Origin of the sequence: Arcticibacter sp. MXS-1, from assembly GCF_041902385.1 — a bacterium.
Taxonomy (GTDB): Bacteria; Bacteroidota; Bacteroidia; order Sphingobacteriales; family Sphingobacteriaceae; genus Arcticibacter.
Genome location: NZ_CP169244.1, coordinates 3,714,356 through 3,737,456, shown reverse-complemented (window position 1 = coordinate 3,737,456; position 23,101 = coordinate 3,714,356). Strand labels below are relative to the sequence as shown.

Here is a 23,101-nt window from a genome sequence, read left to right as displayed (position 1 = left end):
ATAGACAAATTTCTCAGATATTGAAAAATACAATAAGAAATACTCAGCGCGGCTAAGGCGTCATGTGAAAAAGCTGTCGTACTTTTTTCATGAGGTCACCCGAAAAGGCCGGGCTGATATGGCCTACCCTTCTCACTTCGCGGGTAAAATTCTTCCTCAGCTTCCTGCGAAGTACCACTACCACTTTGTCTTTGTTCACTTCGCCGTGCTCCCTTACTTTTCCGAGCACACGCAGTGATAGCATGGCGCAAACACCGCCTATGATGAAGAAAAAGTTCCAGCCCTGCAGGTTGAGAAGGTTCAGCATAGAAGTATGGCCGTCGCCTGTCCAGGAGAAGCCGCCGGTGAGCTGATGCGAGGCAAAAAAGTCGGCCAGGAGTCCCCCTATCATCGGTGCGATGGTGGAGAATACGGCAATGGTGATATTCTTTACGGTAAGATAAACGATGGCTTCCTCGCGCGGGGCGAGCTTGATGCTGATATTGCCGATGGCAAGGTTTGCGCCTGCGGTAGAAAAGCCGGTAACGATATTGATGAGTGCCAGAAAGCCTAGCATGGCGGGCATTGAGGAAGTCATGCCGACGAAGGCCCAGGCCACAATGCAGAGGATATAGATCGGTGCGCAGATCCTGATAATTGTCTTGTTGCTGTATTGATCAGAATATCGTCCCCACATCCTGATTGACAGGATGCTGCTCACCTGGCAAAGAATTCCGAGGGCAATGATGTAAGACAGCGGCAGGCCGAGGGTCTTCATCATGTATACCGAAAAGAAAGGAGTTGCCAGGTTGAGCGAGAAGGCCCAGAAACTGTTGAAAGTAAGAAGCCGTCTGAAGTTACGGTCGAGCAAAGGCTTTTTAAGCAACTTGAAGATATTATCGCTCACCATGTGTGACTGAGGCTCAGGAGTTCTTGACAAGAGGAACACGCTGAGCATACCAAAACCACCGCCAACAAGGAACATGACGGAATAAGTGAGCATGATGTCGTTCGGAAAGCGAGCCTTGATGTAGTCGAGTGAAAGAGCTATCGAGAGGCTGAGGATGACGCTTACAGATTGGGTAAGGCGGCTCCGGTGCGAAAAGTACGAGCCCAGTCTGTTAGAAGGGATAAGGTCCTTCATCCAGGAATTCCAGCTTGCTCCGGCAATAGATCCGAGGTAATAATGGAAGAAAAGTAAAAAGATCAGCACTTTGATGCTGGTTCCGGCAGAAAAAAGAAAGGGCAGCAGCCCGATGATGACCAGCGGGAACCTGGCGCAAAGGTTACTTAAGACTGCGACAGCCCTTCTGTTTTTAAACCTTTGAACCAGCCAGATTGAAACAAGCTGAAAAATGCTGCTGAAAGTTGGCAGGGCTGCCAGCACGCCGAGCTGAAAGTTGCTTGCCCCCATTTGGATGGCCATGGCGACGAGGAACGCTCCCCCGGTAAACGCTACCATTGATTCTGTTGCAATGCCTTCTGCAACTACTAATCTTAACCCCTTGTCGATCTGCTTGTCGGTCAACTTGTCCGACGGCCTTAAACTTATCATCAGTACCCGAAATAATGGGTAAATAAACGTAAAAGAGGGCGCTACGGTTACCTTAAAAATCAAAAAGAAGCGTGATTGTGATCATTTCGATCTGAGATACTGTCCTTTTAAACAGACAATTACGGGCCGCGATGGGTACCTATGCCTCCACCGAGGAACAAAATGAGACGGTTTTTGCGGGTTAATGACTATAAAATAGGGGAATAAACGACGCTGGCAGGGTTTTTTCTTTCGGATAAGCAGAACTAAGATCAGCGACTATGAAAAACTATAATAAAATAAAAGTGAAGCTTTGGAACGTGATGGGCGGAATGCAGCAACTTATCCAGGTATATTTCCGGATCTAAGCCTCCTTCTTCTTTCTCTCACTTTTGAGAAAAGAAAGCAGCACCTTTTCGTCCTCATTTAATCCCGTATCGGGAGCAAGAAGGGAGTTCTTCTTTACCTTTTTGAGGAAGGGCAATAGCGCACCTGCCTCATACGCTTCAGTAAGAGCCGGAAAAACGTAGTACTTTTTACAAACGGACCGTGTATTTCCCAGCTTGCCGCTTACGGAGTCGAGGACAGCTATGGTGACTTTCTTTCGCTTCGTCTCCGATTCGGGGAATTCGAAATCAGCGTAGGTTCTTAGTGCCTCCAGGGTGCCTGACCATGTCCGGAAGTCTTTAGCCGTAAAATCGCAACCGGTGATCTCTTTGATGTACGCATTAATCATCCCGGAATCAATGGAACAGCGTTCGCCGTCGGCTGTGTAGTATTGGAAGAGTTCCTGCCCGGGGATGTCGCGGCAGCGCTTGACAAGCTTAGCCAGGTTGCGGTCGGATAATTTGATTTCGTGCATGACGCCCTTCTTTCCCCGGAAGCTCAGCTTCATGTTATTCCCTTCTATTTTGACGTGCTTATCGCGCAGCGTACTGAGTCCGTAGGATCCGTACAATTGTTTATACGACTCGTTCCCTACCCGGATGAGGGTCTTTTGCATGAGGTTGACTGCAATGGCCAGAACCTTGCGCTGATCGAGCGACCTGCGGCGCAGGTCTTTCAGCACGTTCCTTCTGAACTCAGGGAGCTTCCTGCCGAACTCCAGAAGGCGGTAGAACTTGTTCTCGTTTCGCAGCTGCGACCACCGCGTATGATATCTGTATTGCTTCCTGCCTGCCTGATCAATGCCCGTGGCCTGCAGGTGGGCGTTGGCCTTTGTGGCTATCCAGACCTCGCGCCAGGCCGGCGGTAAGACCAGGCGACGGATCCGTTCGAGCACCTTTTCATCTGTAACCTCTGCGCCTCTGCTGTTGAGGTACTTAAATCCCCCTTCAACTGGCACCCGCTTTATCCCTGCTGTAGAATCGCTTACGTAGACAAGGTGATTTTCCTCGAGCAATTGTTCTGTTTCTGTCATCGCTCAAGTAAAATCAATTTCGGCTAAAAATGTTTGGCTAAAAAAGCGCTGAGCAGGGCGTTAAAAGCCGGTGCATCTTCGAGGTTAGGCAGATGGCCGCAAAAGGGAATGGAGTGACTCTCTGCCCCGGTGATGTGAGTCGTCATAAAGTCGATCTGCTCTTGCGTGCTGAGCCGGTCATCAGCTCCCCTCACGAGCATCACCGGAACCTTGATTGATGCCAGAGAGGAGGATGAGTCAGTGCGGGAAGCCAGGGCGAGCTGCGTACCGCAAAGGGTGTGCGGGCTGGTATTGAGAATCAGTCCGTGAATAAAATTCACGATTCCGGACTTTTCTTGCTTCGTTTTTTCACTGAACAGTCCCCCGACAAACTGGTCGGCAAAGGCAGTTACATTATCCGCCATAATTTGGTCAATAGATGCGAAACGCTTCAGCTTTCCTTCGTTGGAATCAGCGGCGGCATTCGTGTCACAAAGCACCAGTCCCGCAACCTGTTCGGGAAACGCTTCACAGGCTCGCAAGGCAATGTATCCGCCCATCGACACTCCGCAGAGGACTGCCTTTTCAATATGAAGTGCAGACAGCAAAGCAGAGAGATCTCTGGCGAAAAGATCAATACTAAAATAAGTGTGTGTGGCCGGACTGTCTCCAAAGCCGCGAATGTCATACGCAACGCCTTTTACATTGCCCGGGAGGGCCAGGAGTTGCGGCTCCCAGATAGCAGAACTAAAAGGGAAGCCGTGAATAAAAACAATGGTTACAATTGGATCTTCTGCTTCTTTAGTGAGGCAGGACACTTTCTGGCCGTTTACCAGAACCTGTTGTTTTTCTATCATGACCCTAAGTTAGGGCAGAGTGTGATAAAATCAAACTCTGAAGATGAAAAACCGATTGAGCGTGAGAGATGAGAGAGCGTTTAATAGTTAGAAAGAGCGCTTATCGGTAATAGCCCCAGCTGTTGCTTTTGAAGGGCACTAAGTATACAAGTTTAAGGGCGGGACTGCTTTTCCTCATGTTGCTGAGGGGGTTATAGTCGCCGAAGTTATAGCCCGCTCCTACTCCGATCTTCTCGCCGATCATGTAGTTGATACCGATACCTGTTTCGAGGCGGAGGGGTGATTTCATGCTTACTGCTGCGAACTGAGTGCCGTTAGACACATCGCATTGCATGTAGAGATTTACTTTTTCGCTGATGCTTGTCTGAGAATAGACTCTGAGACCTGCAATATTTCCGAACCTCTGATTAGACATATAGCTCTTGATAACAGGACCTACTGAGAACTGCTGACCTGCTTCGGTTTGGAAGCCCGCAAGAACCGACCCGTTAATATTAGGAGAACCATAGTTGCAACTGCCAGTCTGAGCAGATATGTACCAACTGAGGTACTGAGCTTTGATTGAGGTTCCGGTAGCTAACAACAAGACCAAAAGTAAATATCTCATCATGTCCTGTCAGACGCAAATACGGAGCCAAACAACTTCTTTCGATACAAAAAGTCTCTATTCTTCTATCAGAGTACCAAACAGATACGAACAGAAGCATTGAAAAAGTGGGCGCTGGAGAGAAATCGTAGAAAAATGGGGAAAATAGGGGTTTCAAGTCCCCTGTTGGGCTCGTTTTGGTCTGGCGCGACTTTAGGAAAACAAGAGTCAGTAAGCAAACAATTATTTTTATATTGCCCTAAAAAAACGCCATGTACAAAATAACCATCGCTTTACTATTCACCTTCGCTGTAATGAAAGGACAGTCGCAAACGGTCATACCGCTTTATAAGGACAAAGTACCGAACACAATTAAAAACACAGAGAAAGAAGAAAAGAATGTTGACGGGCAAGGAATGATCCGGTATGGAAAGGTAACTGAACCAACACTCGAAGTACACCTGGCTCCAAAGGATAAAGCCAACGGTGCAGCAGTGGTCATTATTCCCGGCGGGGGGTACTATATCGTATCCTATACAAATGAGGGAACCGACATCGCCGAAGAGTTCAATAAGATGGGAGTTTCCGCTTTTATCCTTAAGTACCGCCTGCCTTCTGATAAAACGATGAGCGACAAAACGATCGGGCCTCTTCAGGACGTTCAGCAGGCCATCAAAACAGTGAGAACGCGTGCGAAGGAATGGGCTGTCGACCCCAACAAGGTAGGGATCATTGGCTTTTCAGCCGGAGGGCATCTTGCTTCTACCGCTGGCACCCGCTTCCAGAAGTCGTACATCGACAATAAGGAAGGTGTAAACCTGAGGCCCGACTTTATGGTGCTCGTTTATCCTGTTATCAGCCTGAGCGACACCCTGATGCACAAAGGCTCAAGAGATAACCTGCTCGGAACCTCGCCTTCGCCAGAGCTGATCGAAGCGTTTTCCAACGACCGTCAGGTGTCTGCGCAAACGCCTCCTACCCTACTCGTTCACGCTTCTGATGATAACGCAGTAAAGGTAGGCAACAGCATAGCGTTCTATGAGAGCCTGGTAAAGAACAAAGTGTCGGCAGAGATGCACATCTACCCTAAAGGAGGCCATGGGTTCGGCATTCGTCCCGACAGATCACCCGATCATTGGACAGACCGGATTGAGCATTGGCTAAAAGGCCTTCAGATCATTAAATAACAGGATGAGAGAACGCCTCTAATGACGGCTGCTGGACGCAGAAGCCAAATCAGTAATCATGACCGGCAGGCAGGGATCAGCTATGCGCTTTGAGAGTTCCTGTCCTGATCCGGAATAAAAGCAATATAAGAATGAGCAAAATCAAATGGGGAATTATCGGCTGTGGAAATGTGACCGAAGTAAAAAGCGGTCCGGCCTTTAATAAAGCCCCTTCATCGGAACTCCTTGCGGTGATGCGGCGAAATGCTGACAAAGCTGAAGATTATGCACGCCGCCATGGAGTACCGCGCTGGTACAGCGACGCCGACCAGCTGATTGGCGATCCGGATGTAAATGCAATTTACATCGCTACCCCGCCGGCCTATCACGAGCAGTATGCACTGGCAGCGCTGGCAGCAGGAAAGCCGGTCTATGTGGAGAAGCCGGCAGCATTGTCCGCTGCTTCTGCAGTTAAAATGAACGAAGCAGCTTCGCGGGCGGGCGTACCGCTCACTGTAGCCCATTACCGCCGCGGTCTGGCTGTTTTTAAACGGATTAAGGAATTGCTCAGTGCGGGCGCCATCGGAGACATCCGCTTCATCAGAATGGAGCTGTTCCAGCCTCTTCAGTCGGACATGATCGCACAAACGGAGGAGAACTGGCGCGTGGATCCTGCCATTTCGGGCGGAGGGCTGTTCCATGACCTGGCACCGCATCAGCTTGACCTGATGGTCTGGTTCTTCGGCTATCCGCGTCATGTTTCCGGGCTGGCAATGAATCAGGCCGGAGCCTATCAGGCCGACGATATTGTGTCGGGAGAAGCTGTTTTTAAGGACAATATCCTGTTTAAGGGGCTATGGTGTTTCTCTGTTCCTCCTGAGGAGAGCAAAGACGTCTGCGAAATCATAGGCTCTGATGGAAAGATCACTTTTTCTGTATTCGGCAACTACTACATCCTGTCGCGCAAGGGGAAGGATGAGCGCGTTGAGTTTGAACTGCCTGCTCATATCCAGCAGCCCATGATAGAAGAAGTAGTAAAATACTTTCGGGGGGAAGGCGCCAATCCCTGCACTGGTCAGGACGGCGTAACGGTAATGGATCTCATCGATGCGTTTACGGCAAAGGGGGCTAAGCCCCCTTTCTGTTTTATCGCGACAGCCACTTAAAGAGCCTTTCAGCATCGTCTTTTTTGAACAGGCCAGTGCCAGGATTCATCGTTGCTGCTGAGCCGCAGGCAACGCCCATGCGGGCCATATCGAGATAGCTTCCTTCCGAGGCCAGTACTGATACCATGCCGGCCACCATGCTGTCGCCGGCACCTACCGTGCTCAGCTTTTTTACTGCCGGCGCTGAGATATGATGCGTTTCGTCTTTGGTGACCAGGTAGGCACCATGGGGCCCCATGGAGACCACTATCACTTCTGCCCTGCCCTGTCTAATCAGCTCGCGCGCAGCTTCATCAGCGGAGTCATTGTCGAGCGATTCTACGCCGGAAAGCCTTGCCAGCTCACCTATATTGGGCTTAAGGAGGAATGGACCTTCTTCAATTGCTTCACTCAGGGCATTTCCTGAGGTATCGAGGATCACGCGACAGCCCTTCTCTTTAAATGAACGCAGCAATTTTCTGAGGAATGCAGAATCGACTCCCGGAGGCATGCTGCCGCTGATCACCGCCAGATCAGGGAACGGATCAAGAGCGTTGATAGCAGAGTAGATGGTATCCTGCTCGTCTTTTGTAATTTCGGCTCCGGGCATGCCGAAACGGAACTGGTTATTCGTTGAGCTTTCTACTACTATAAAGTTCTCCCTGGTTTCACCGCTAACAGGAAGAGGAGCAGTTGTCACATTTTCCATTGCCAGCAACTCTTCCAGCAGCTTGCCAGTTCTTCCCCCTGAGGGGAAAAAGGCGGTTGAAGCAATTCCGAGACGGGAAAGCCCGCGCGAGACATTGATCCCTCCTCCCCCGGGCTCGAATTTAGGCTGTTCGCAGCGGAGCTTCTTTTCCGGTGTTATCCGGTCGACAGAGCTGCTCTTGTCAACCGTAGGATTAAGGGTAATTGTTATAATATTTCTAATCATCACGCAAGATCTATTTCTTTAGCCAAATAGACATCCTGCATCGTCTGCAGAAAAGCAACTCCTTCATCAAAAGGCCGCTGGAAAGCTCTTCTTCCCAAAATCAAACCTGTTCCTCCCGCTCTCTTGTTAACCACTGCAGTTTTTACAGATTCAGCAAGGTCAGACGCTCCCTTTGATTCTCCTCCCGAGTTGATCAGTCCGGCTCTGCCCATGTAGCAGTTTGCTACCTGATACCGGCACATGTCGATAGGGTGATCTGAGGCCAGCTTGTCATACATCTGAGGGTGACTCTTGGAGAAATTTATCGCCGTAAATCCGCCATTATTCTCAGGCATCTTCTGCTTAATAATATCTGCCTGGATGGTGACACCGAGGTGATTGGCCTGGCCGGTTATATCGGCGGCTACTTCATAATTGACACCATCCTTTTTAAATGCATTGTTACGCGTGTAACACCACAGGATGCAGGGCATGCCCAGTTCATGCGCACGCTCAAATGCTTCTGCAACTTCGATGATCTGGCGGCTCGACTCCTCGGAGCCAAAGTAAATGGTAGCACCAACGGCGGCAGCACCGAGGTTCCATGCGTCATCCACCGATCCGAACATGATCTGGTTGTACTTGGTGGGATATGTGAGCAGCTCGTTATGGTTGATCTTTACGATAAATGGAATCTTGTGCGCGTATTTTCTGGACATCATGGCCAGATTACCAAATGTGGTAGCAACAGCGTTACAGCCGCCCTCAATGGCCAGTCTGATGATGTTTTCAGGATCAAAGTACATGGGATTGGGAGCGAAAGAAGCACCGGCCGTGTGTTCAATGCCCTGATCAATCGGGAGAATAGACAAATAGCCGGTCCCCGATAAACGTCCATGATTAAAGATCGTCCCGAGGTTTCTCAATACCTGGGGATTTCTGTTCGTCTGCGAAAATACCTTGTCGATAAAATCGGGAGACGGAACATGAAGAAGATCTTTGGAAATGGTGTTACAGCGGTGCTGCAAAAGGGTTTCAGCGCTGTCACCCAGCAGGTCAAGAATTTTCTGATAGCTCATATGGTATAAACAAAGTAAAAGACCTGTTTGTTGTCTCTTTCTGGCATTAAGGCCCTGCTTATGAAACTCAGTGAACCTCTTATTAAGTTATTATCAAAAAAGTACGAGCCCTCTGTGATGGTCAGCAGCACGTTTAAGGGCAACGACATCGCATTTCGTACCGATGAGGAAGGAAATCCGGTACTTCTCTTCTTCGGGAAGCTGACCGATAAGGGCACGATTAAGGGGGAACGCTATGCCCGGACGCTGAAAAAAGACCGGACAGGGGCAATAATTAAAGACCACTGGGAACTAAAAGGGCCGGCCACATAAGGCCCGGCAAAACATTCTAAGGCCGGCTCCGTTCTAAATCAATACTTGATACACTATATGCCTTCTCCTGCTGTTATATCTTCCTCCATTAAAATTCTGGAAAGCGGATTGACTATCTCTTTTGCTGAAAGCGCCTCAACAGGGCGGCTTGTTTACGACTACACGTCAGTGCCCGGATGCGGAACGATCGTTCAGGGTAGTATCGTATGTTACGACAGATCAGTAAAGGAGACGCTTTTTGAGATCGACCCGGCCATCATTGACGAGCATTCGGCAGAGTCAGCAGAGGTGACACGCCTGCTTGCAGAAGGGCTGGCTAAGCTGCTGCCTGCTGATATCAGGATTGCCCTTACGGGGCTCGCTTCTCCCGGAGGCAGCGAGCACGAAGAAAAACCAGTCGGGACGATGTTCGTGCACGGCTTTATAGGCAAGCATGAGTGGAAGCGCCGCTTCTTTTTCGAAGGTGCTCCGGACGATATTATCGCAAGCACTATTAATGCTACGGCACTGGCTTTGCTGGATGAGCTTAAAGCATGCGGCTATTAGCTCAGCTTGCGGCATTCGACGCCAAACCTGTTCAGGAAGTCGACCCCTTCATCAGACAGCAATCCCTTGTACTCCGCATAGGAGCTCTTAAAGAACACCCTTTTAATTCCTGATGAAAAAATCAGACGGGCACATGGAAGACAGGGTGACAGCGTAACGTACAGAGTTGTTCCTTCGAGGTCCGCACCGTTCTTGGCTGCGTACAGGATCGCATTCTCCTCAGCATGGAGTGCAAGTGAGCAGCTGCCGCGCGAATCTCTCGGACATCCTGTTTCAGGCCACTCATCGTCGCAGTTGTGCGTACCGGCAGGGGGACCGTTGTAGCCAATGGAGATGATGCGCGTATCTTTGGTAAGAACAGCTCCGACCTGAGCCTTCACGCAATGAGAGCGAAGGGCCAGGTCGGTAGCTAAACTCATAAATATGCTGTCAAAACTTGGTTTTTCAGCAATCATCTTTAATGACCTCCGGTAACGGGTTTATCAAAATCAATACCCTGGCGTTTCAGGATACCGCTAACTTTCCAGGCATAGAAGGCTAAATAAGCGAAGCAGAGAACGCCCACCAGGTAAGACCATTGAATGCCAAGGAATGCATCAGCAACATAGCCCTGCAGCAAGCTGACGATACCTCCGCCCATGATCATCATGACCAGAAGGCTGGATCCTGCGTTGGTATAACGTCCGAGGCCAGAAATGGCGAGTGTAAAGATACAAGGCCACAAAGTGGAACAGAAAAGGCCCACGCTGATGAATGCGTAGACACTCACCATACCTCCCGTGAACATACCGATGAACAAAGCGGCGATGGCCAGCGTTGAGAAGATCAGCAGCTGCCTCGCCGGGTTGCCCTTGCTCATAAGATCAGCAATAATAAGCACCACGATGTTCAGGGCGTAGATATAAAATGGCGTTATATCATGATTGGCGAGCTTGTTGATCAGCAGGAATACTCCAAATGCGATATACGGCATCACAAAACGCATGATCTTCTTTGTACCATCGGAAAGGTTAAAAGCTCCGACAGAGGCAGTCCAGCGGCCGATCATTAAGCTGGCCCAGTATAACGAAACAAAGGGAGCGATCTGATCGGTTGGGAATGGCAGACCGTTTCCGGTATGCACGTGCTGCTTCATAAACTCGGGCAAATTAGCCGCAGTAGATACTTCAACACCTACATAGACAAATATACCGATCATCCCCATCACGAGCTGAGGGAAGTCAAAGGCAGAAGTTTTAGCATGGTGGGCAGGGTCAGCCGGGTCTACATGTTCGTCCTGATCATTCTGAACAGAGTCAATCTTATTGGGAATGGAGGAAAACATGAAAATGACAGCAACCAGAATGAATAAGCCGCCCAGGATCAGATAAGGGACTTTCACCATGCTGATACTTGCAACAGCCACTCCGGAAGTACCTACTGAGCCGAAAATAGCCATGCTGACCAGGATAGGGCCGATGGTAGTTCCGAAATTATTAACGCCCCCGGTGAGGCTGAGGCGCTGCGCCCCTGTCTTGGGATCGCCCATCACGATTGCCAGCGGGTTCGCTGCCGTCTGTTGCAGGGAAAAGCCCAGACCTACTATAAAAAGACCTGAGATCATCAGCATAAAAGATGCAGATTCAGCTGCGGGATAAAACAGAAGGGTACCCAGGGCTGAAATGACGAGACCAACGGCTATTCCATTTCTGTAGCCGATCCGGTTGAGGATGTCGCCTCCGGTCAGCTTAGAGATAAAGTTATAAATCAGCGATCCTACGGTATATGCCACGTAGAAGGCAAAGGCGATCATCATCGATTGCCACTGCTCCAGGTGCAGGTGTTCTTTAAACACCGGGATCAGAATGTCATTACTGGCGGCGACGAAGCCCCAGAAGAAGAATACCATGACCAGCGTATAGAGCGCCGAGCCATAGTTTTTTGTTTGGTTTGCTTGCATGGATGAAAAGGATATTGTTAATTGAGCGCCTAACATAGGGAAATTTTTAAGAATAAGAAAACGGCACTTAATATTATTATAACCGATTATTTGCAGTTTTTTATTGTAAAAATCAGATATTCGCACATTCCGAACCGAAAATTAGATGCTCGAAACAATTATATCTGGTGTAGGACTTGGGATAGTACTTTCTTTTGTAACGGGTCCGGTTTTCTTTGCACTGCTTAAAACAAGCATAGAGAGAGGGTTCCATGCGGGAATGTGGCTTGCTGCGGGAGTTGTCACCAGCGATTTCATTTATGTAGCCTTAGCGGTCTATGGATCTTCGTTCATTCAGTTTGAAAACCGGTACCGCCTGCCGATTGGCATTACAGGCAGTTCAGTTCTTATGGCCATTGGCTGCTACTATCTTCTGAAGAAAGTCCGGATTAACTACGACAACACAACGTCGGCTAAACGCAATACCGGCTACTTCCTGAAGGGTTTTCTGATGTGCATTTTCAACCCCTCATTACTTCTATACTGGGTGAGTGTGACCAGCGGAATCATTTCAGTTACAGGGGAGATTAAACCTGGACAGATCATTCCCTTTTTCGGATCCATTTTGATCACCCAGTTCAGCATGGACACCCTCAAGGCTTATTATGCCAACAAATTGCGGTACAAGATCAAGGAAAATACCATCACCCTGCTGAACCGTGTTGCGGGCGCACTCATTATCATTTTTGCCCTTAAGCTGATCTACAATCTGGTCTTCAACATGCCGCTTGTCTGAGGCCGGTCACTGTGAGGAGATCAGGGCTGAGGGTTAATCGCCATATTGGCTTCCCGATCTTCACTTAAGGAACAAGATCCTGTTTCTGCTCAAATGTATGTTTACCTCTAAAAAAGTGAACCCCTGGAGCTGTTGTCCAGCTCCAGGGGTCACTTTTTTAGGGTACCGTCTCTTTTTATCGATTTTAACTCCGCTGGCCTAAGCTCCGTTTGTAGGGCCCCCATCTTCAACTATCTCCCCGGGAGATTAGAGCGCTTTTGCAGCTTAAGGTCCTTGTCGTTACCCTTAGCCCTTTTAATCCGGATGCTCGTGCCAGACGGCTCTCAGGTCAGCAGCTTTATACGTATGCTCTCTGATTCTTCCCTTCCACCCAGTTCATGAAGGCCCTGTTCACAACCTTATTTCCTCCGGCTGTAGGATAGTTGCCGGAGAAATACCAGTCGCCCAAATGAGCGGGACAGGCTTTATGCAGGTTATCCAGGGTCTGGTAAATCACTTTCACTTCCGCTTTCAGATCTTTGGGAGAGATGATCTGAGCAATCTTATCTGAAACCTCCTCGTAGGTGAACGGTTCGTAGATCGCCTTTATGTAGTTCTCCACCTTTTCTTTATCCATGCTGAGAGAGGCCTGGCATTTCTCGTAGGTTTCCCAGATCACATGCTCTCTTCCGGTCTCCTTCAGCAGCGTGACCGCAGCTTCAAAGGCAACGAATTCGCCCATACGCGACATGTCAATCCCGTAACAGTCGGGATAGCGGATCTGAGGAGCCGAAGAAACGATGACAATCTTTTTAGGCCCAAGGCGGTCGAGTATCCTTAGTATACTTTGCTTTAGCGTAGTTCCCCTGACAATTGAATCATCTATCACCACCAGGTTATCGTCACCCCGGTTCACCAGTCCGTATGTGGTATCATACACATGCGACACCATATCCTGACGGTCGGCATCCTGGGTAATGAAAGTACGAAGTTTGACGTCCTTTATAGCGATCTTCTCCACGCGCGGAGCCATGCTCAGCATCTCTTCCAGTTCTTCATCTGAGATCTTATCAGCGCGGTTCAGAAGCGTATCTTTCTGCACCTGCTTGATATATTTATGCAATCCTTCCACCATTCCGTAAAAGGCAACCTCAGCAGTATTGGGGATGAAGGAAAAGACGGTATTCTTCAGGTCATGATCTACAGACTCGAGGATCTGCGGACAGAGGAGCCGCCCGAGCTGTTTCCGTTCACGGTAAATCATGGCGTCACTTCCCCTGGAAAAATAGATCCGCTCGAATGAGCAAGACTTCTGCTCTTCGGGTTCTCTGAACTGTTCCTCGGTAATTGTGCCGTTCTTCTTAATGATGAGCGCATGACCCGGCTTGATTTCTTTAACAGCATCAAACGGAACATTAAACGCAGTCTGGATAGCAGGCCTTTCGGAGGTAACGACGGCAATCTCGTCGTCTATATAATAATATGCAGGCCGGATACCGGAGGGGTCTCTCATAACAAACGCATCTCCGTGACCGATGATCCCTTCAATGGTGTATCCGCCGTCCCAGGTCTTTGCAGAGCGTCTGAGGATCTTGGCAACGTCGAGATGGTCGCCTATGAGCCTGCTGATCTCCGCATTGCTGTAGCCGTCTGCTTTAAAGTTATCAAAAAGGTACTGCACTTCTGAGTCGAGGAAATGTCCGATCTTTTCCAGAACGGTAACCGTGTCGGCCTTTTCTTTAGGATGCTGCCCCAGCTCATATAATTGTTCGAGAAGCTCATCGACGTTCGTCATGTTAAAGTTTCCCGCAATGACCAGGTTACGGCTCATCCAGTTATTCTGACGGAGGAAAGGGTGACAATTCTCTATACTGTTCTTGCCGTGCGTACCGTACCTGAGGTGTCCCATTAATACTTCGCCCGTGAAACTCACGTTCTCCTTCAGCCACTCAGCATTCTCAAAGAGTTCGGGACTGTGCTGAATATCCGCGAACTTGCGCTGAACGTATTCAAAGATCTCGGACACGGCATTGGAGCCCATGGCGCGGTACCTGCTTATATAGCGGTTGCCGGGCGTTACATCAAGCTTAATTGTTGCAATACCTGCTCCATCCTGACCGCGATTATGCTGTTTTTCCATCAAAAGGTACAGCTTGTTCAGGCCGTAGAGGGCCGTACCGTACTTCTGCTGATAAAAAGAGAGGGGTTTTAAGAGACGAATGAGAGCGATACCGCACTCATGTTTTATTGATTCACTCATGGATTATCACTAAGCCGCAAAATTAGAACTTTTTGCCGATTTGGGAAAATGCTGAGTCGTTTTGTACGTCTTTTTCGTGAAAGGGTTGCCTTTTTTACCAAAACGAAAAAAAGCATCTCGGCGGTCTGCCGCAAGATGCTTTGGCCGGCATAAAAGGCTAGATCAGGAGTCCCGGAAAAACTCCCCAAAGCAGCAGCAGAGCAGTAAGCACCACCATCAGGACAGTCAGTGCGTCGCTTTTCTTTCTCAGTGCCGGCTCTGTTTCCGCGCTGCGCAAAAAGGCATTCAGCGGGATTTTAAAATAGTAAAACAGCGAAACGACAGTGGTGACGGCTCCCGTAACCAGCAAGGCAATCATCAGAGGCGAATGAGAGCGCGTATAGGCCTCGAAAATCGCAGAAAATATGAGAAATTTCGCGATGAAACCTGCTAAAGGAGGAAGGCCGGTGAGTGAAACCAGGACTACGGTAAAGCAGACCATCTCGAGCTTCAGGTATTTGCCAAGACCGCGGTAATCGCTTAAGCGCGTTGCGCCCGATTGTTCTTCTATCTTGCCTGCAATCATGAAGGCGGCCATGTTCATGACAGCATAGATCAGCACATAAAACAAGAGCGCTTTAAGACCGTCATGAGAATGGGCGACGACAGCAAGCAGGATGAAGCCTGTATGACCTATTGATGAATATGCCAGCATGCGTTTCACGTTTTCCTGCCAGAGGGCGGCAAAATTGCCTGCCACCATTGACAGGATAGCGAGGCATGAAAGCACCTCAGTGAGATTAAAGCCCAAAACAGAGGCTCCTTCAGTTGAAAGGCTCGTCATCAGCCGCATAAGCAAGGCGAAACCGGCAATCTTTGGCCCCGTCGACAAGAAGGCGGTCACCGGAGTGGGTGCACCTTCATAGACATCAGGGCTCCAAAAGTGCATGGGCACAAAAGACAGCTTAAACCCCACTCCTACCAGCACCAGGCCGAGCGCGACAGACGATGCAAGTACGGGCATCTGTGCCAGGCGGCTCACAAATTCCGGATCAGCTACATTAAGAGTACCGGTAAAGCCGTAAAGCATGGACATGCCGTACAGCATGACGGCGGAACAGGCTGAACCGAAGAGTACATACTTCATCGCGGCCTCTGTCTGCTTGCTGCTCCCCGACACGTAGCCTACTGCCAGATAAGAAGCGATTGATACCATTTCAATAGAGAGGTATACCAGCAGAAGACTGGAGGCCATTGACATCAGGTTGAGAGACAAAAGGATTGCCGGCAACAGGATATAAAAGTCGCCCGGCCCCTTGCTATGGCTTTTCATCTCAGAATTGCAACGCAGGAAGACTGCAAATAAGATTGTTACGCCATAAAATATCTGCTTAAAGATGCGCCCTGCTCCATCTACCCACAGGGTATGACCAAACAGCAGCGTCGGTTGCCCATGCTCAGAAGGAACGGGCAAAAAGCCGGCAGCAACAGAGGCAGTCATCCCTGCCAGACACACAACAAAGGCGGCTGTAGACCTTTTACCCGGGGCAAAGAGATCGACAAGAATCACTAAAACGAAGGTCAGCACCAGGATAAGCTCCGGCAGAAGATATGGAAGTCCCTGAAACGTGTTATCGAGCAAGCCTCCGAGGGCGGGTATCAGTTCATTCATCTTACTTCAAATTAATAAGGCGAATTAGCTCCAAAACAGAAAAATTGATCTTTCCGAGCGCCAGTCCGGGCATGATCCCCAGAAGAAGTGCAAAGGCGGTCAGCAAGGACAGCGCCACTGTTTCCCGGGCATTCACGTCAGTAAGGGCGAGCCGCCATTGCTCTCCCCCCATTAGTCTCGTTTCGCCGAAGAACATGCGCTGCAGGGTCCACAGAAAATAACAGGCACTAAGAAGTATGCCGACCGATCCGCAGACTGCCATCCAGTGGGGCAGCAAGCCGTTGACGTTCTCTGAAGTAAAAGCGCCGATAAGGCTAAATGCTTCTGCAATGAACGCCGAAAAACCAGGAAGACCGAGGGATGCAAAAAAGCCGATCATGATAAAAGCAGTATACCGGGGCATCAGGAGCGCAAGGCCCCTGAAGTTGGGGATCTGACGGTCGTGTACACGATCGTAAAGCACCCCGACCAGGAAAAACAACATGGACGACAAGAAGCCGTGGCTGATCATCTGCATCATCGCCCCGTTTATGCCCTCAGGGGTGACAGACGCTGTTCCGAGCAGGACAAATCCCATGTGCGAAACAGAAGAATAAGCGATCATCCGCTTCAGGTCGGTCTGTGCAAGTGCATTTAAGCCGCCATAGATGATAGACACTGCCCCTATCAGGCCGATCCACCAGGAACACTGAACCGCTGCATCTGGAAAAATACTGTAGCATACCCTTAAGATGCCGTAGCCTCCGATCTTTAGAAGCACACCTGCCAGAATGATCGAAACCGGAGTGGGTGCTTCAACGTGCGCATCGGGCAGCCAGGTGTGCAGAGGCACAACGGGGACCTTGATGGCGAATGCGATAAATAAAACAATGAACCCAAGTAAGCGGGCCGATATACCGAGCAGGGCGGGTGCAGAACCTGGTGAAAAAATTGAACCCGCAGAGAAGTTGTGCGGATCCATCATGGCGAGCATGTTGAAGGTGTGGTGCCCCGTGCCAGGATCTGTAACTGAAAAGTACAGGCCGATCAGCACCAGCAGCATAAAGACGGAACCGAAAAGAGTATAAAGGAAGAACTTGATGGCTGCATACTCGCGTCTGACGCCTCCCCACATTCCGATCAGAAAATACAGCGGGAGTAACATCAGCTCGTAAAAAATATAGAAAAGGAAAAAGTCGAGAGCAGAAAATACGCCCATTACCGCCGTGTCAAGCAGCAGAAAAAGGGCAAAGAAACCCTTGATATTCGCCTTGATCTCCCAGGACGCCAGAACAGCAATCAGCATCACGAGTGAAGTGAGCACTAAAAACGGCATAGACAGCCCGTCGATCCCCACAAAATAGTCGATCTGAAGGCTTCCATACTGTCCCAGGTTCATACTGATCCAGGGCACACGCTCCACCCACTGAAATTTTTCAGCCGCATTAACGCCTGTAAACAAAGAGGGATTGAAGTGCAGGTACAGATAGGCGCTTATCAGCAGTTGGATTGCAACGGTTAAAAGGGTGATATATTTGAACTGCTTGCCCCGGGAACCCGGTAGTGCTATGATAATTACGCCCGCAAGCAGCGGCAGAAAGATTAATACAGAAAGCAAACTCATATCGTTCCGCTATAAAAGATATATAAAAAAAATGCCAGCACAAGCAGGAGCATCGTGACCAGATAATGCTGCAGACGCCCTGTTTGAAAATGCCTGAAGAACTGTCCCGCCTGCCCAGCCAGGTAGGCCAGTGCATTCACGAACCCATCCACTACTACCCGGTCAGTCCACCGTGCCAGTCGCGCAAACAGCACGCCCGCCTCCCCTGCACCATTCACGATCCTGTCGACAATCTGCCTGTCGATCCAGTATGAGGCTTTTGAAAGGCCTGCGAAGCCTCTGACGACTGTTGCGCTGTAAAAACGATCCAGGTACCACTGATTGAAACAGAACGCCGTTAAAGCCTTATTTCGACCCGGGAGCGTCCTCTCTCCTCTCCCATACCATAAATAGGCGAAGTAGATCAGGACCAGAGCAACCAGGTTTACAAGGGCAGGAATGTTTGTATGATAGCTATTGACGCGCGTCAGTTGGTCCGGCTCAGGAAACCCTTTCAGGAGCCAGGAGCCTTCAAACATAAGGGGATTGAGCGAGAACAACGGAAACAGACAAAAACAAGCAAGGGCCAGCAGCACGTACTTCATTGCCGGAGGTGCTTCATGTACAGATGCCTCAGGTTTTACAGGAAGACTGAGGCGGAGTGTGCCAAAGAAAACCTTGAAAATAAGCCGCGAGATATAAAAAGCAGTAAGCCAGGAAGTAAGGAGCGCCGAGTAAGGTATAAGCTTAAAGAGGAAGCCGCGACTTTCGGCCCATTCGAAGGAATGGATCAGTATTCCGTCCTTCGATAAATACCCGGAAGTAAGAGGAAGTCCTATGAGAGCAAGAGAAGCGATAAGCATCGCTGCAAAGGTGAGCGGCATTAGCTTCCTCAACCCTCCCATCAGGCGGATATCCTGAGTATCAAACTGGAGCTGATACTTGTCTCTTACATGAGCCAGTTCATGTATCACAGCGCCTGCCGACAAGAACAAAAGACATTTGAAAAAAGCGTGGGTAACCAGATGGAAGAGTGCCGTACTAACAGCCCCAATTCCGATAGCCACCATCATAAAGCCAAGCTGTGAGATAGTGGAAAAAGCGAGAATGCGCTTGATATCGTTCTGAACAAGGGCGATCGTTGCCGCCATGAAAGCAGTGAATCCGCCATTAATCGCGACCACCAGCAGGACAGTATCGTTGAACAAAGGAAATATGCGGGCCAGAAGGAATACGCCCGCGGCAACCATGGTAGCCGCATGAATGAGCGAGGAAACAGAGGTAGGCCCCTCCATTGCGTCGGGAAGCCAGGTATGCAGGGGAAACTGAGCCGACTTAGCTACAGCCCCGAGAAAAAATGCCAGTCCCGCAACAGTCAGCCATACCGATGGCATACTGTGAGAGGCGCTTATCCAACTGCCCTGACTTATCGCTGCGGCATCCACCAGTCCTCCGTGCGAGAAAAGGCTAAAAAGATCGAGCGTGCCGAACTGGGTAAAGACAATCATGATCCCGATCAGGAAGCCGATATCGCCGATCCGATTCATAATAAAAGCCTTGCGATTGGCCAGAACAGCAGCTTCCCTGGTAAACCAGAAACCGATGAGGAGATACGACGAAAAGCCGACCAGCTCCCAGGCCATATACATGAGCAAGAGGTTATCGGCGATGACCAGTCCGAGCATCGCAAAGCAAAACAATCCGAGATAGGCCCAGTACCTGTGCAGATACGCGTCGCCATGCATGTATCGTGTTGAGTAGATATGCACCAGAAGGGCAACGCCGGAAACCAGCACCATCATCATGACCGACATGTTGTTCAGAAGCACGCCGACCTTTAAGGTAAACGTCCCGATGGTGAACCACTCTACCTGCTCATGAACAACCTGACGGTTCCACACGGCGATAAAGACCAGCACGGAAAGCACAAGACTCGCACCGATGTTTGTGATAGCCATCACTCCGCTTTTCCCTGTTTTTGCGGGGAAGAGCAGGGAAACAAAGAAGCTAAGCAGCGGTAACAAGGTTGCCGCCACTGCTATAATGGAAATACTATGGTGCGTAAGTGTGTTCAATGCTAATCTTTCAACTGGTCTATCCTGGTTGGATCAACCGTCTTATAGTACTTGTAAACATTCAGGATAATTGCAAGAGCAACAGCCACAGCTGCAGCTGCCAGAACAATAGCAAAAAGAGCAAAGGTCTGGCCTCCTGCTGCAAATTTATCATACCTGCTGAAGGCAACAAAATTGAGGATTGCAGCATTCAGCATAAACTCGATACCAATAAGAATGAGGATTGCGTTTTTTCTCGAAAGAACCGCGAAAAGACCAATACAAAACAAGGCGGCACTAACCAGCATAAAATCGGAAAGCGGGATCATACTTCTTTCTCCTTTCTGGCCAGATGAGCAGCTCCTACCAGGGCAAGCATTAACAAGATGGATACCACTTCAAAGGGAATAAGATAGCGGGTCATCAGATTGATGCCAAGGTAATGGACTGTATTATCAGATGGCTTCAGCAGCTTGGTTCCCGCCTGCTGCACCCAGTCCAGCTCGTCAGGAACGGCCTGATAAACAACGGAAGCCAGGACAAGAAAAAACACCACAGCCACCAGCATTGCCGGAAGGTAGTGCAGCCCCCAGCCCTTCGTTCGCCTAGCACCCTGCTGCTCACTGAGCAGCTCGCGGTTAGATAGCAGAAATGCAAAGATCATCAGCACCAGAACTCCTCCTACGTAAACCACCACCTGTGTAATGGCTACAAAGTCGGCCAGTGTCAGTAAAAAAAGACCAGCCATGGAGAACAGGGTGATAAAGAAAAGAAAGATGGAACGGACTATATTTCGTAAGGTAGCGACCAGCAAGGCTGATATCAATGCCGCGCCGGCAAAAAAATAAAATACCAGTTGTTCTGTTGCCATTCTATTCCTCTTTTTTTGCAGCTTTTGCTGCGGCTTCCTTTGCAGCCAGTTTGGCTGCCTGCTGCTGTGCTAATTCCATTCTCTTCTGCTCTGCCTCCGCCGGACTCATATCCGAAAACTTGTAAGTGAGCTCGGATACATTCGTCACACTGCGGTCGTACTGATTGGTCATGGTAATGCACTCTGTGGGGCAGACCACGGTGCAGAGCCCGCAATACAGGCACTTGGCCATATCGATGTCGAACTTGGCAGCATAGAGCCGCTTGGTACTCCCGTCTGAGGTCTGACCAATCGGTCCCGTTGCCTTAATACTTTCAATTTCGATGCAGTCCACCGGACAGGCCTTCGCACAAAGATCGCAAACGATGCAGTCGTTAATCTCCACATGGAGCTGATATCGTCCTACCTCCGGCACCGGGATCTTTTCTTTAGGATATTGTACGGTGACAAGCCCTTCCTGCTGCGCGAAGTAATTATCCGATTTGATGTCGATATTTTTACGGCGATGTCCGGCGGCGAAGAAATGGCGCAAAGTCAAAGACAGCCCTTCCCACGATGTTTTAATTGCTCTTATAGTCTTTTTTAAAATCACGTCCTAACACTCTGGGACCATCCGGCCCTGTTTAACCCTAAAGTACTATTGCATCACCCATAGCCGCCATACCCCCGAAAGCAGCATGCAGAGAAAAGCCAGCGGCGTCATCACTTTCCAGCAAAGCCCCATAAGCTGATCCATCCTTAAGCGTGGAAGCGTCCAGCGGATCCACATTTGCGCACCCACTATCAGCAATACCTTAAACGCTGTCCAGAAGACTCCCCACACAAGGCCTGTAGTCCAGTCGGCAAGACGTAATGCCCCTATATTCGGCAAGGGAGTATTCCAGCCCCCAGGAACAGGATCACACCTACCATCCCGACCAGAAACATCATCGAATACTCCGCCAGGAATATAAAGGCGAAGCGAAGACCTGCATACTCAGTATGAAAGCCGGCAACAAGTTCTGACTCGGCCTCCGGAATATCAAAAGGAGCGCGGTTACATTCCGCCAGCGAAGCTATAAAGTATATTACGTAGGCAATAATCAGGTGCGGCGCCTGAAAAATGTGCCAGGAAAGGAAGCCCCCGACTTTGGAGACGTCCCAAATTCCAAGGAACTTCAGAGGCTCGGCCGATGAAAGCCCCTGATGCTGACCGATGGTATGCAAATCGAGACTTTGAACCAGCATCACCGCTGAAATCAGGCAAATGCCCGCGGGAATCTCGTACGACACGACCTGTGCTACTGACCGAATTCCTCCCAAAAGCGAGTATTTATTATTAGAGCCCCAGCCTGCCATCAGAATACCCAGCGATTCCACCGATACGATGGCAAAAACATAAAAAACACCGATATTAAGCGAGGCGGGTCTCAGATCTTCGGCCCAGGGAAGAGCAGCAAACCCCATGTACACTGAAACAAAAATAATGACCGGAGCGGCAACAAAGAGTACTTTGTCTGCAGCATGGGGAATGATAGATTCCTTCTGTACCAGCTTTAAGATGTCCGCAAAGGTTTGCAGCGATCCAAACTTTCCTGTCTCAATCGGCCCAATCCTGTCCTGAATAAAGGCCGACACCTTTCTCTCTGCATAAACCGCAAACAAAGCAAAGAGAGCTGTGAATGAAAACAGCACAAGTGCAATTAGTATATATGTTATATAGAAATTCAATTTAAGTTAAACTACCTGCAAACTTAAAAAATACGGCCGAATATTCTTCTTTTTTATGATTTATGAAAGTGCGATGATAAAGAATGGCCGGTTTGCATAAAAAAGGAAGCCGCCCGGAAATTTACTTCCCGAACGGCTTCTTTATCGGCAGGCCTTTTTTGAACCTGCGTGTTCTTATTCCTTACTTTATTTCTTTGCGCCGCCTGCAGCAGGAGATGATGCTGTAGCAGTTGCAGAAATGCCAAGCTTGGTTTTTACTGCAGCAATGATATCATCGCCGCCATCGAAGTAAACTACTCCTGGCTGAGAGATATCAAAAACATAAGAATATCCTTTTTCTTTAGCAACTGCCTTTACAGCAGTTTCAGCTTTCTGGTATACAGGGTTGTATAATTCCTGCTGCTTCTGAGCTAACTCCTGCTGTGCTTTCTGCTGTGTTTCCTGCATTCTTTTGGTGAAGTCTTCAATTTCCTTCGCCATTGTTTCAAGCTCCTTGCCCACTGCATCCTTATTTGCCTGACTTAAGGTAGCTTCTTTATCACGGTAGGTTTGTATTTTTTCTGACGCTCTGCATCCATCTGCTCTAGCGTGGTCTGTTTTTGTTTCTGGAAAGTCTGGAACTGAGCATCAGCAGTCTTCATTTCAGGCATAACCTGTAACAAATCCTGGGAATTGATATGTGCAAATTTTTGTTGTGCATTCACAGCACTGCCTGTTAAAAATAATCCAACCGCTACTACTGCTACTTTAACTAATTTTTTCAT

22 protein-coding genes and 1 pseudogene are annotated in these 23,101 nt (G+C 49.2%); 5 read left to right on the top strand and 18 right to left on the bottom strand.

Going from position 1 to position 23,101, the window contains the following annotated elements:
• Window positions 1–52 precede the first annotated feature (52 nt).
• From ACES2C_RS16155 to ACES2C_RS16140, 4 genes are all read right to left on the bottom strand, one after another.
• Window positions 53–1,534: an MFS transporter gene (locus ACES2C_RS16155; protein WP_374164105.1), complete on the bottom strand. Its 1,482-nt coding sequence runs from the start codon at window positions 1,532–1,534 to the stop codon at window positions 53–55.
• A gap of 343 nt (window positions 1,535–1,877) precedes the next feature.
• Complete coding sequence (locus ACES2C_RS16150; RefSeq protein WP_374164104.1) at window positions 1,878–2,933, bottom strand: DNA topoisomerase IB; 1,056 nt, start codon at window positions 2,931–2,933, stop codon at window positions 1,878–1,880.
• Window positions 2,934–2,956: 23 nt separating this feature from the next.
• Window positions 2,957–3,769, bottom strand: coding sequence for an alpha/beta fold hydrolase (locus tag ACES2C_RS16145; protein WP_374164103.1), 813 nt, complete (start codon window positions 3,767–3,769; stop codon window positions 2,957–2,959).
• Window positions 3,770–3,869: 100 nt separating this feature from the next.
• On the bottom strand, window positions 3,870–4,379 hold the full coding sequence (locus ACES2C_RS16140) for a hypothetical protein (protein ID WP_374164102.1): 510 nt from the start codon (window positions 4,377–4,379) through the stop codon (window positions 3,870–3,872).
• 248 nt (window positions 4,380–4,627) lie between these two features.
• On the opposite strand from ACES2C_RS16140, the gene ACES2C_RS16135 reads away from it, so the two are divergent.
• On the top strand, window positions 4,628–5,542 hold the full coding sequence (locus ACES2C_RS16135) for an alpha/beta hydrolase (RefSeq protein WP_374164101.1): 915 nt from the start codon (window positions 4,628–4,630) through the stop codon (window positions 5,540–5,542).
• A 131-nt stretch (window positions 5,543–5,673) separates the two neighbouring features.
• Entirely contained in the window at window positions 5,674–6,687 is a 1,014-nt protein-coding gene (locus ACES2C_RS16130; protein ID WP_374164100.1) for a Gfo/Idh/MocA family protein, read from the top strand.
• On the opposite strand, the gene ACES2C_RS16125 is transcribed toward ACES2C_RS16130, so the two are convergent.
• Entirely contained in the window at window positions 6,668–7,600 is a 933-nt protein-coding gene (locus ACES2C_RS16125) for a 1-phosphofructokinase family hexose kinase (protein WP_374164099.1), read from the bottom strand. The two genes, ACES2C_RS16130 and ACES2C_RS16125, sit on opposite strands and share 20 nt — an antisense overlap.
• Window positions 7,600–8,658, bottom strand: a complete 1,059-nt coding sequence (locus ACES2C_RS16120; RefSeq protein WP_374164098.1) for a class I fructose-bisphosphate aldolase — start codon at window positions 8,656–8,658, stop codon at window positions 7,600–7,602. The genes ACES2C_RS16125 and ACES2C_RS16120 overlap by 1 nt, the downstream gene beginning before the upstream one ends.
• Before the next feature lie 60 nt (window positions 8,659–8,718).
• Between ACES2C_RS16120 and ACES2C_RS16115 the strand changes: the two genes are divergently transcribed.
• On the top strand, window positions 8,719–8,970 hold the full coding sequence (locus ACES2C_RS16115; protein WP_374164097.1) for a hypothetical protein: 252 nt from the start codon (window positions 8,719–8,721) through the stop codon (window positions 8,968–8,970).
• A 45-nt stretch (window positions 8,971–9,015) separates the two neighbouring features.
• On the top strand, window positions 9,016–9,516 hold the full coding sequence (locus ACES2C_RS16110) for a CinA family protein (protein ID WP_374164096.1): 501 nt from the start codon (window positions 9,016–9,018) through the stop codon (window positions 9,514–9,516).
• Here ACES2C_RS16110 and ACES2C_RS16105 read toward each other — a convergent pair.
• Window positions 9,513–9,971: a cytidine/deoxycytidylate deaminase family protein gene (locus tag ACES2C_RS16105; RefSeq protein WP_374164095.1), complete on the bottom strand. Its 459-nt coding sequence runs from the start codon at window positions 9,969–9,971 to the stop codon at window positions 9,513–9,515. The two genes, ACES2C_RS16110 and ACES2C_RS16105, sit on opposite strands and share 4 nt — an antisense overlap.
• 2 nt (window positions 9,972–9,973) lie before the next feature.
• Window positions 9,974–11,455, bottom strand: a complete 1,482-nt coding sequence (locus ACES2C_RS16100; RefSeq protein ID WP_374164094.1) for an MFS transporter — start codon at window positions 11,453–11,455, stop codon at window positions 9,974–9,976.
• Window positions 11,456–11,600: 145 nt separating this feature from the next.
• Between ACES2C_RS16100 and ACES2C_RS16095 the strand changes: the two genes are divergently transcribed.
• Window positions 11,601–12,230, top strand: a complete 630-nt coding sequence (locus ACES2C_RS16095) for a LysE family translocator (protein ID WP_374164093.1) — start codon at window positions 11,601–11,603, stop codon at window positions 12,228–12,230.
• Window positions 12,231–12,567: 337 nt separating this feature from the next.
• Here ACES2C_RS16095 and ACES2C_RS16090 read toward each other — a convergent pair whose 3' ends face one another.
• From ACES2C_RS16090 to ACES2C_RS16045, 10 genes and pseudogenes are all read right to left on the bottom strand, one after another.
• Window positions 12,568–14,469, bottom strand: a complete 1,902-nt coding sequence (locus ACES2C_RS16090; protein ID WP_374164092.1) for a class II glutamine amidotransferase — start codon at window positions 14,467–14,469, stop codon at window positions 12,568–12,570.
• A gap of 157 nt (window positions 14,470–14,626) precedes the next feature.
• A complete protein-coding gene (locus ACES2C_RS16085; protein ID WP_374164091.1) occupies window positions 14,627–16,120 on the bottom strand; it encodes an NADH-quinone oxidoreductase subunit N in 1,494 nt (497 codons plus the stop codon).
• Window position 16,121: 1 nt separating this feature from the next.
• Complete coding sequence (locus ACES2C_RS16080) at window positions 16,122–17,723, bottom strand: NuoM family protein (protein ID WP_374164090.1); 1,602 nt, start codon at window positions 17,721–17,723, stop codon at window positions 16,122–16,124.
• The gene (gene nuoL / locus ACES2C_RS16075) at window positions 17,720–19,777 is read right to left on the bottom strand and encodes an NADH-quinone oxidoreductase subunit L (RefSeq protein WP_374164089.1); all 2,058 of its coding nucleotides are present in this window, start codon (window positions 19,775–19,777) and stop codon (window positions 17,720–17,722) included. Before nuoL ends, ACES2C_RS16080 begins: the two co-directional genes overlap by 4 nt.
• A 2-nt stretch (window positions 19,778–19,779) precedes the next feature.
• Window positions 19,780–20,085 carry an NADH-quinone oxidoreductase subunit NuoK gene (nuoK, locus tag ACES2C_RS16070; RefSeq protein WP_374164088.1) on the bottom strand — a complete coding sequence of 102 codons (306 nt, stop codon included), beginning with the start codon at window positions 20,083–20,085 and terminating at the stop codon, window positions 19,780–19,782.
• On the bottom strand, window positions 20,082–20,627 hold the full coding sequence (locus ACES2C_RS16065; RefSeq protein WP_374164087.1) for an NADH-quinone oxidoreductase subunit J: 546 nt from the start codon (window positions 20,625–20,627) through the stop codon (window positions 20,082–20,084). The genes nuoK and ACES2C_RS16065 overlap by 4 nt, the downstream gene beginning before the upstream one ends.
• Before the next feature lies 1 nt (window position 20,628).
• Window positions 20,629–21,219, bottom strand: a complete 591-nt coding sequence (locus ACES2C_RS16060; protein WP_374164086.1) for a 4Fe-4S binding protein — start codon at window positions 21,217–21,219, stop codon at window positions 20,629–20,631.
• Between the two features lie 45 nt (window positions 21,220–21,264).
• Window positions 21,265–22,301: pseudogene (gene nuoH, locus ACES2C_RS16055) on the bottom strand (NADH-quinone oxidoreductase subunit NuoH).
• A gap of 222 nt (window positions 22,302–22,523) precedes the next feature.
• A complete protein-coding gene (locus ACES2C_RS16050) occupies window positions 22,524–22,838 on the bottom strand; it encodes an OmpH family outer membrane protein (protein WP_374164085.1) in 315 nt (104 codons plus the stop codon).
• Between the two features lie 20 nt (window positions 22,839–22,858).
• A complete protein-coding gene (locus ACES2C_RS16045; RefSeq protein WP_374164084.1) occupies window positions 22,859–23,101 on the bottom strand; it encodes an OmpH family outer membrane protein in 243 nt (80 codons plus the stop codon).

Bases quoted from the DNA above. Each gene is read 5' to 3' on its own strand.
- ACES2C_RS16095 (WP_374164093.1), top strand. From the start codon at position 11,601: ATGCTCGAAACAATTATATCTGGTGTAGGACTTGGGATAGTACTTTCT.
- ACES2C_RS16090 (WP_374164092.1), bottom strand. From the start codon at position 14,469: ATGAGTGAATCAATAAAACATGAGTGCGGTATCGCTCTCATTCGTCTC.
- ACES2C_RS16140 (WP_374164102.1), bottom strand. From the start codon at position 4,379: ATGATGAGATATTTACTTTTGGTCTTGTTGTTAGCTACCGGAACCTCA.
- ACES2C_RS16145 (WP_374164103.1), bottom strand. From the start codon at position 3,769: ATGATAGAAAAACAACAGGTTCTGGTAAACGGCCAGAAAGTGTCCTGC.
- ACES2C_RS16120 (WP_374164098.1), bottom strand. From the start codon at position 8,658: ATGAGCTATCAGAAAATTCTTGACCTGCTGGGTGACAGCGCTGAAACC.
- nuoK (WP_374164088.1), bottom strand. From the start codon at position 20,085: ATGATCCCGCTTTCCGATTTTATGCTGGTTAGTGCCGCCTTGTTTTGT.
- ACES2C_RS16080 (WP_374164090.1), bottom strand. From the start codon at position 17,723: ATGAGTTTGCTTTCTGTATTAATCTTTCTGCCGCTGCTTGCGGGCGTA.
- ACES2C_RS16135 (WP_374164101.1), top strand. From the start codon at position 4,628: ATGTACAAAATAACCATCGCTTTACTATTCACCTTCGCTGTAATGAAA.
- ACES2C_RS16115 (WP_374164097.1), top strand. From the start codon at position 8,719: ATGAAACTCAGTGAACCTCTTATTAAGTTATTATCAAAAAAGTACGAG.
- ACES2C_RS16065 (WP_374164087.1), bottom strand. From the start codon at position 20,627: ATGGCAACAGAACAACTGGTATTTTATTTTTTTGCCGGCGCGGCATTG.
- ACES2C_RS16125 (WP_374164099.1), bottom strand. From the start codon at position 7,600: ATGATTAGAAATATTATAACAATTACCCTTAATCCTACGGTTGACAAG.
- ACES2C_RS16155 (WP_374164105.1), bottom strand. From the start codon at position 1,534: ATGATAAGTTTAAGGCCGTCGGACAAGTTGACCGACAAGCAGATCGAC.
- ACES2C_RS16130 (WP_374164100.1), top strand. From the start codon at position 5,674: ATGAGCAAAATCAAATGGGGAATTATCGGCTGTGGAAATGTGACCGAA.
- ACES2C_RS16105 (WP_374164095.1), bottom strand. From the start codon at position 9,971: ATGATTGCTGAAAAACCAAGTTTTGACAGCATATTTATGAGTTTAGCT.
- ACES2C_RS16085 (WP_374164091.1), bottom strand. From the start codon at position 16,120: ATGAATGAACTGATACCCGCCCTCGGAGGCTTGCTCGATAACACGTTT.
- ACES2C_RS16045 (WP_374164084.1), bottom strand. From the start codon at position 23,101: ATGAAAAAATTAGTTAAAGTAGCAGTAGTAGCGGTTGGATTATTTTTA.
- ACES2C_RS16100 (WP_374164094.1), bottom strand. From the start codon at position 11,455: ATGCAAGCAAACCAAACAAAAAACTATGGCTCGGCGCTCTATACGCTG.
- ACES2C_RS16150 (WP_374164104.1), bottom strand. From the start codon at position 2,933: ATGACAGAAACAGAACAATTGCTCGAGGAAAATCACCTTGTCTACGTA.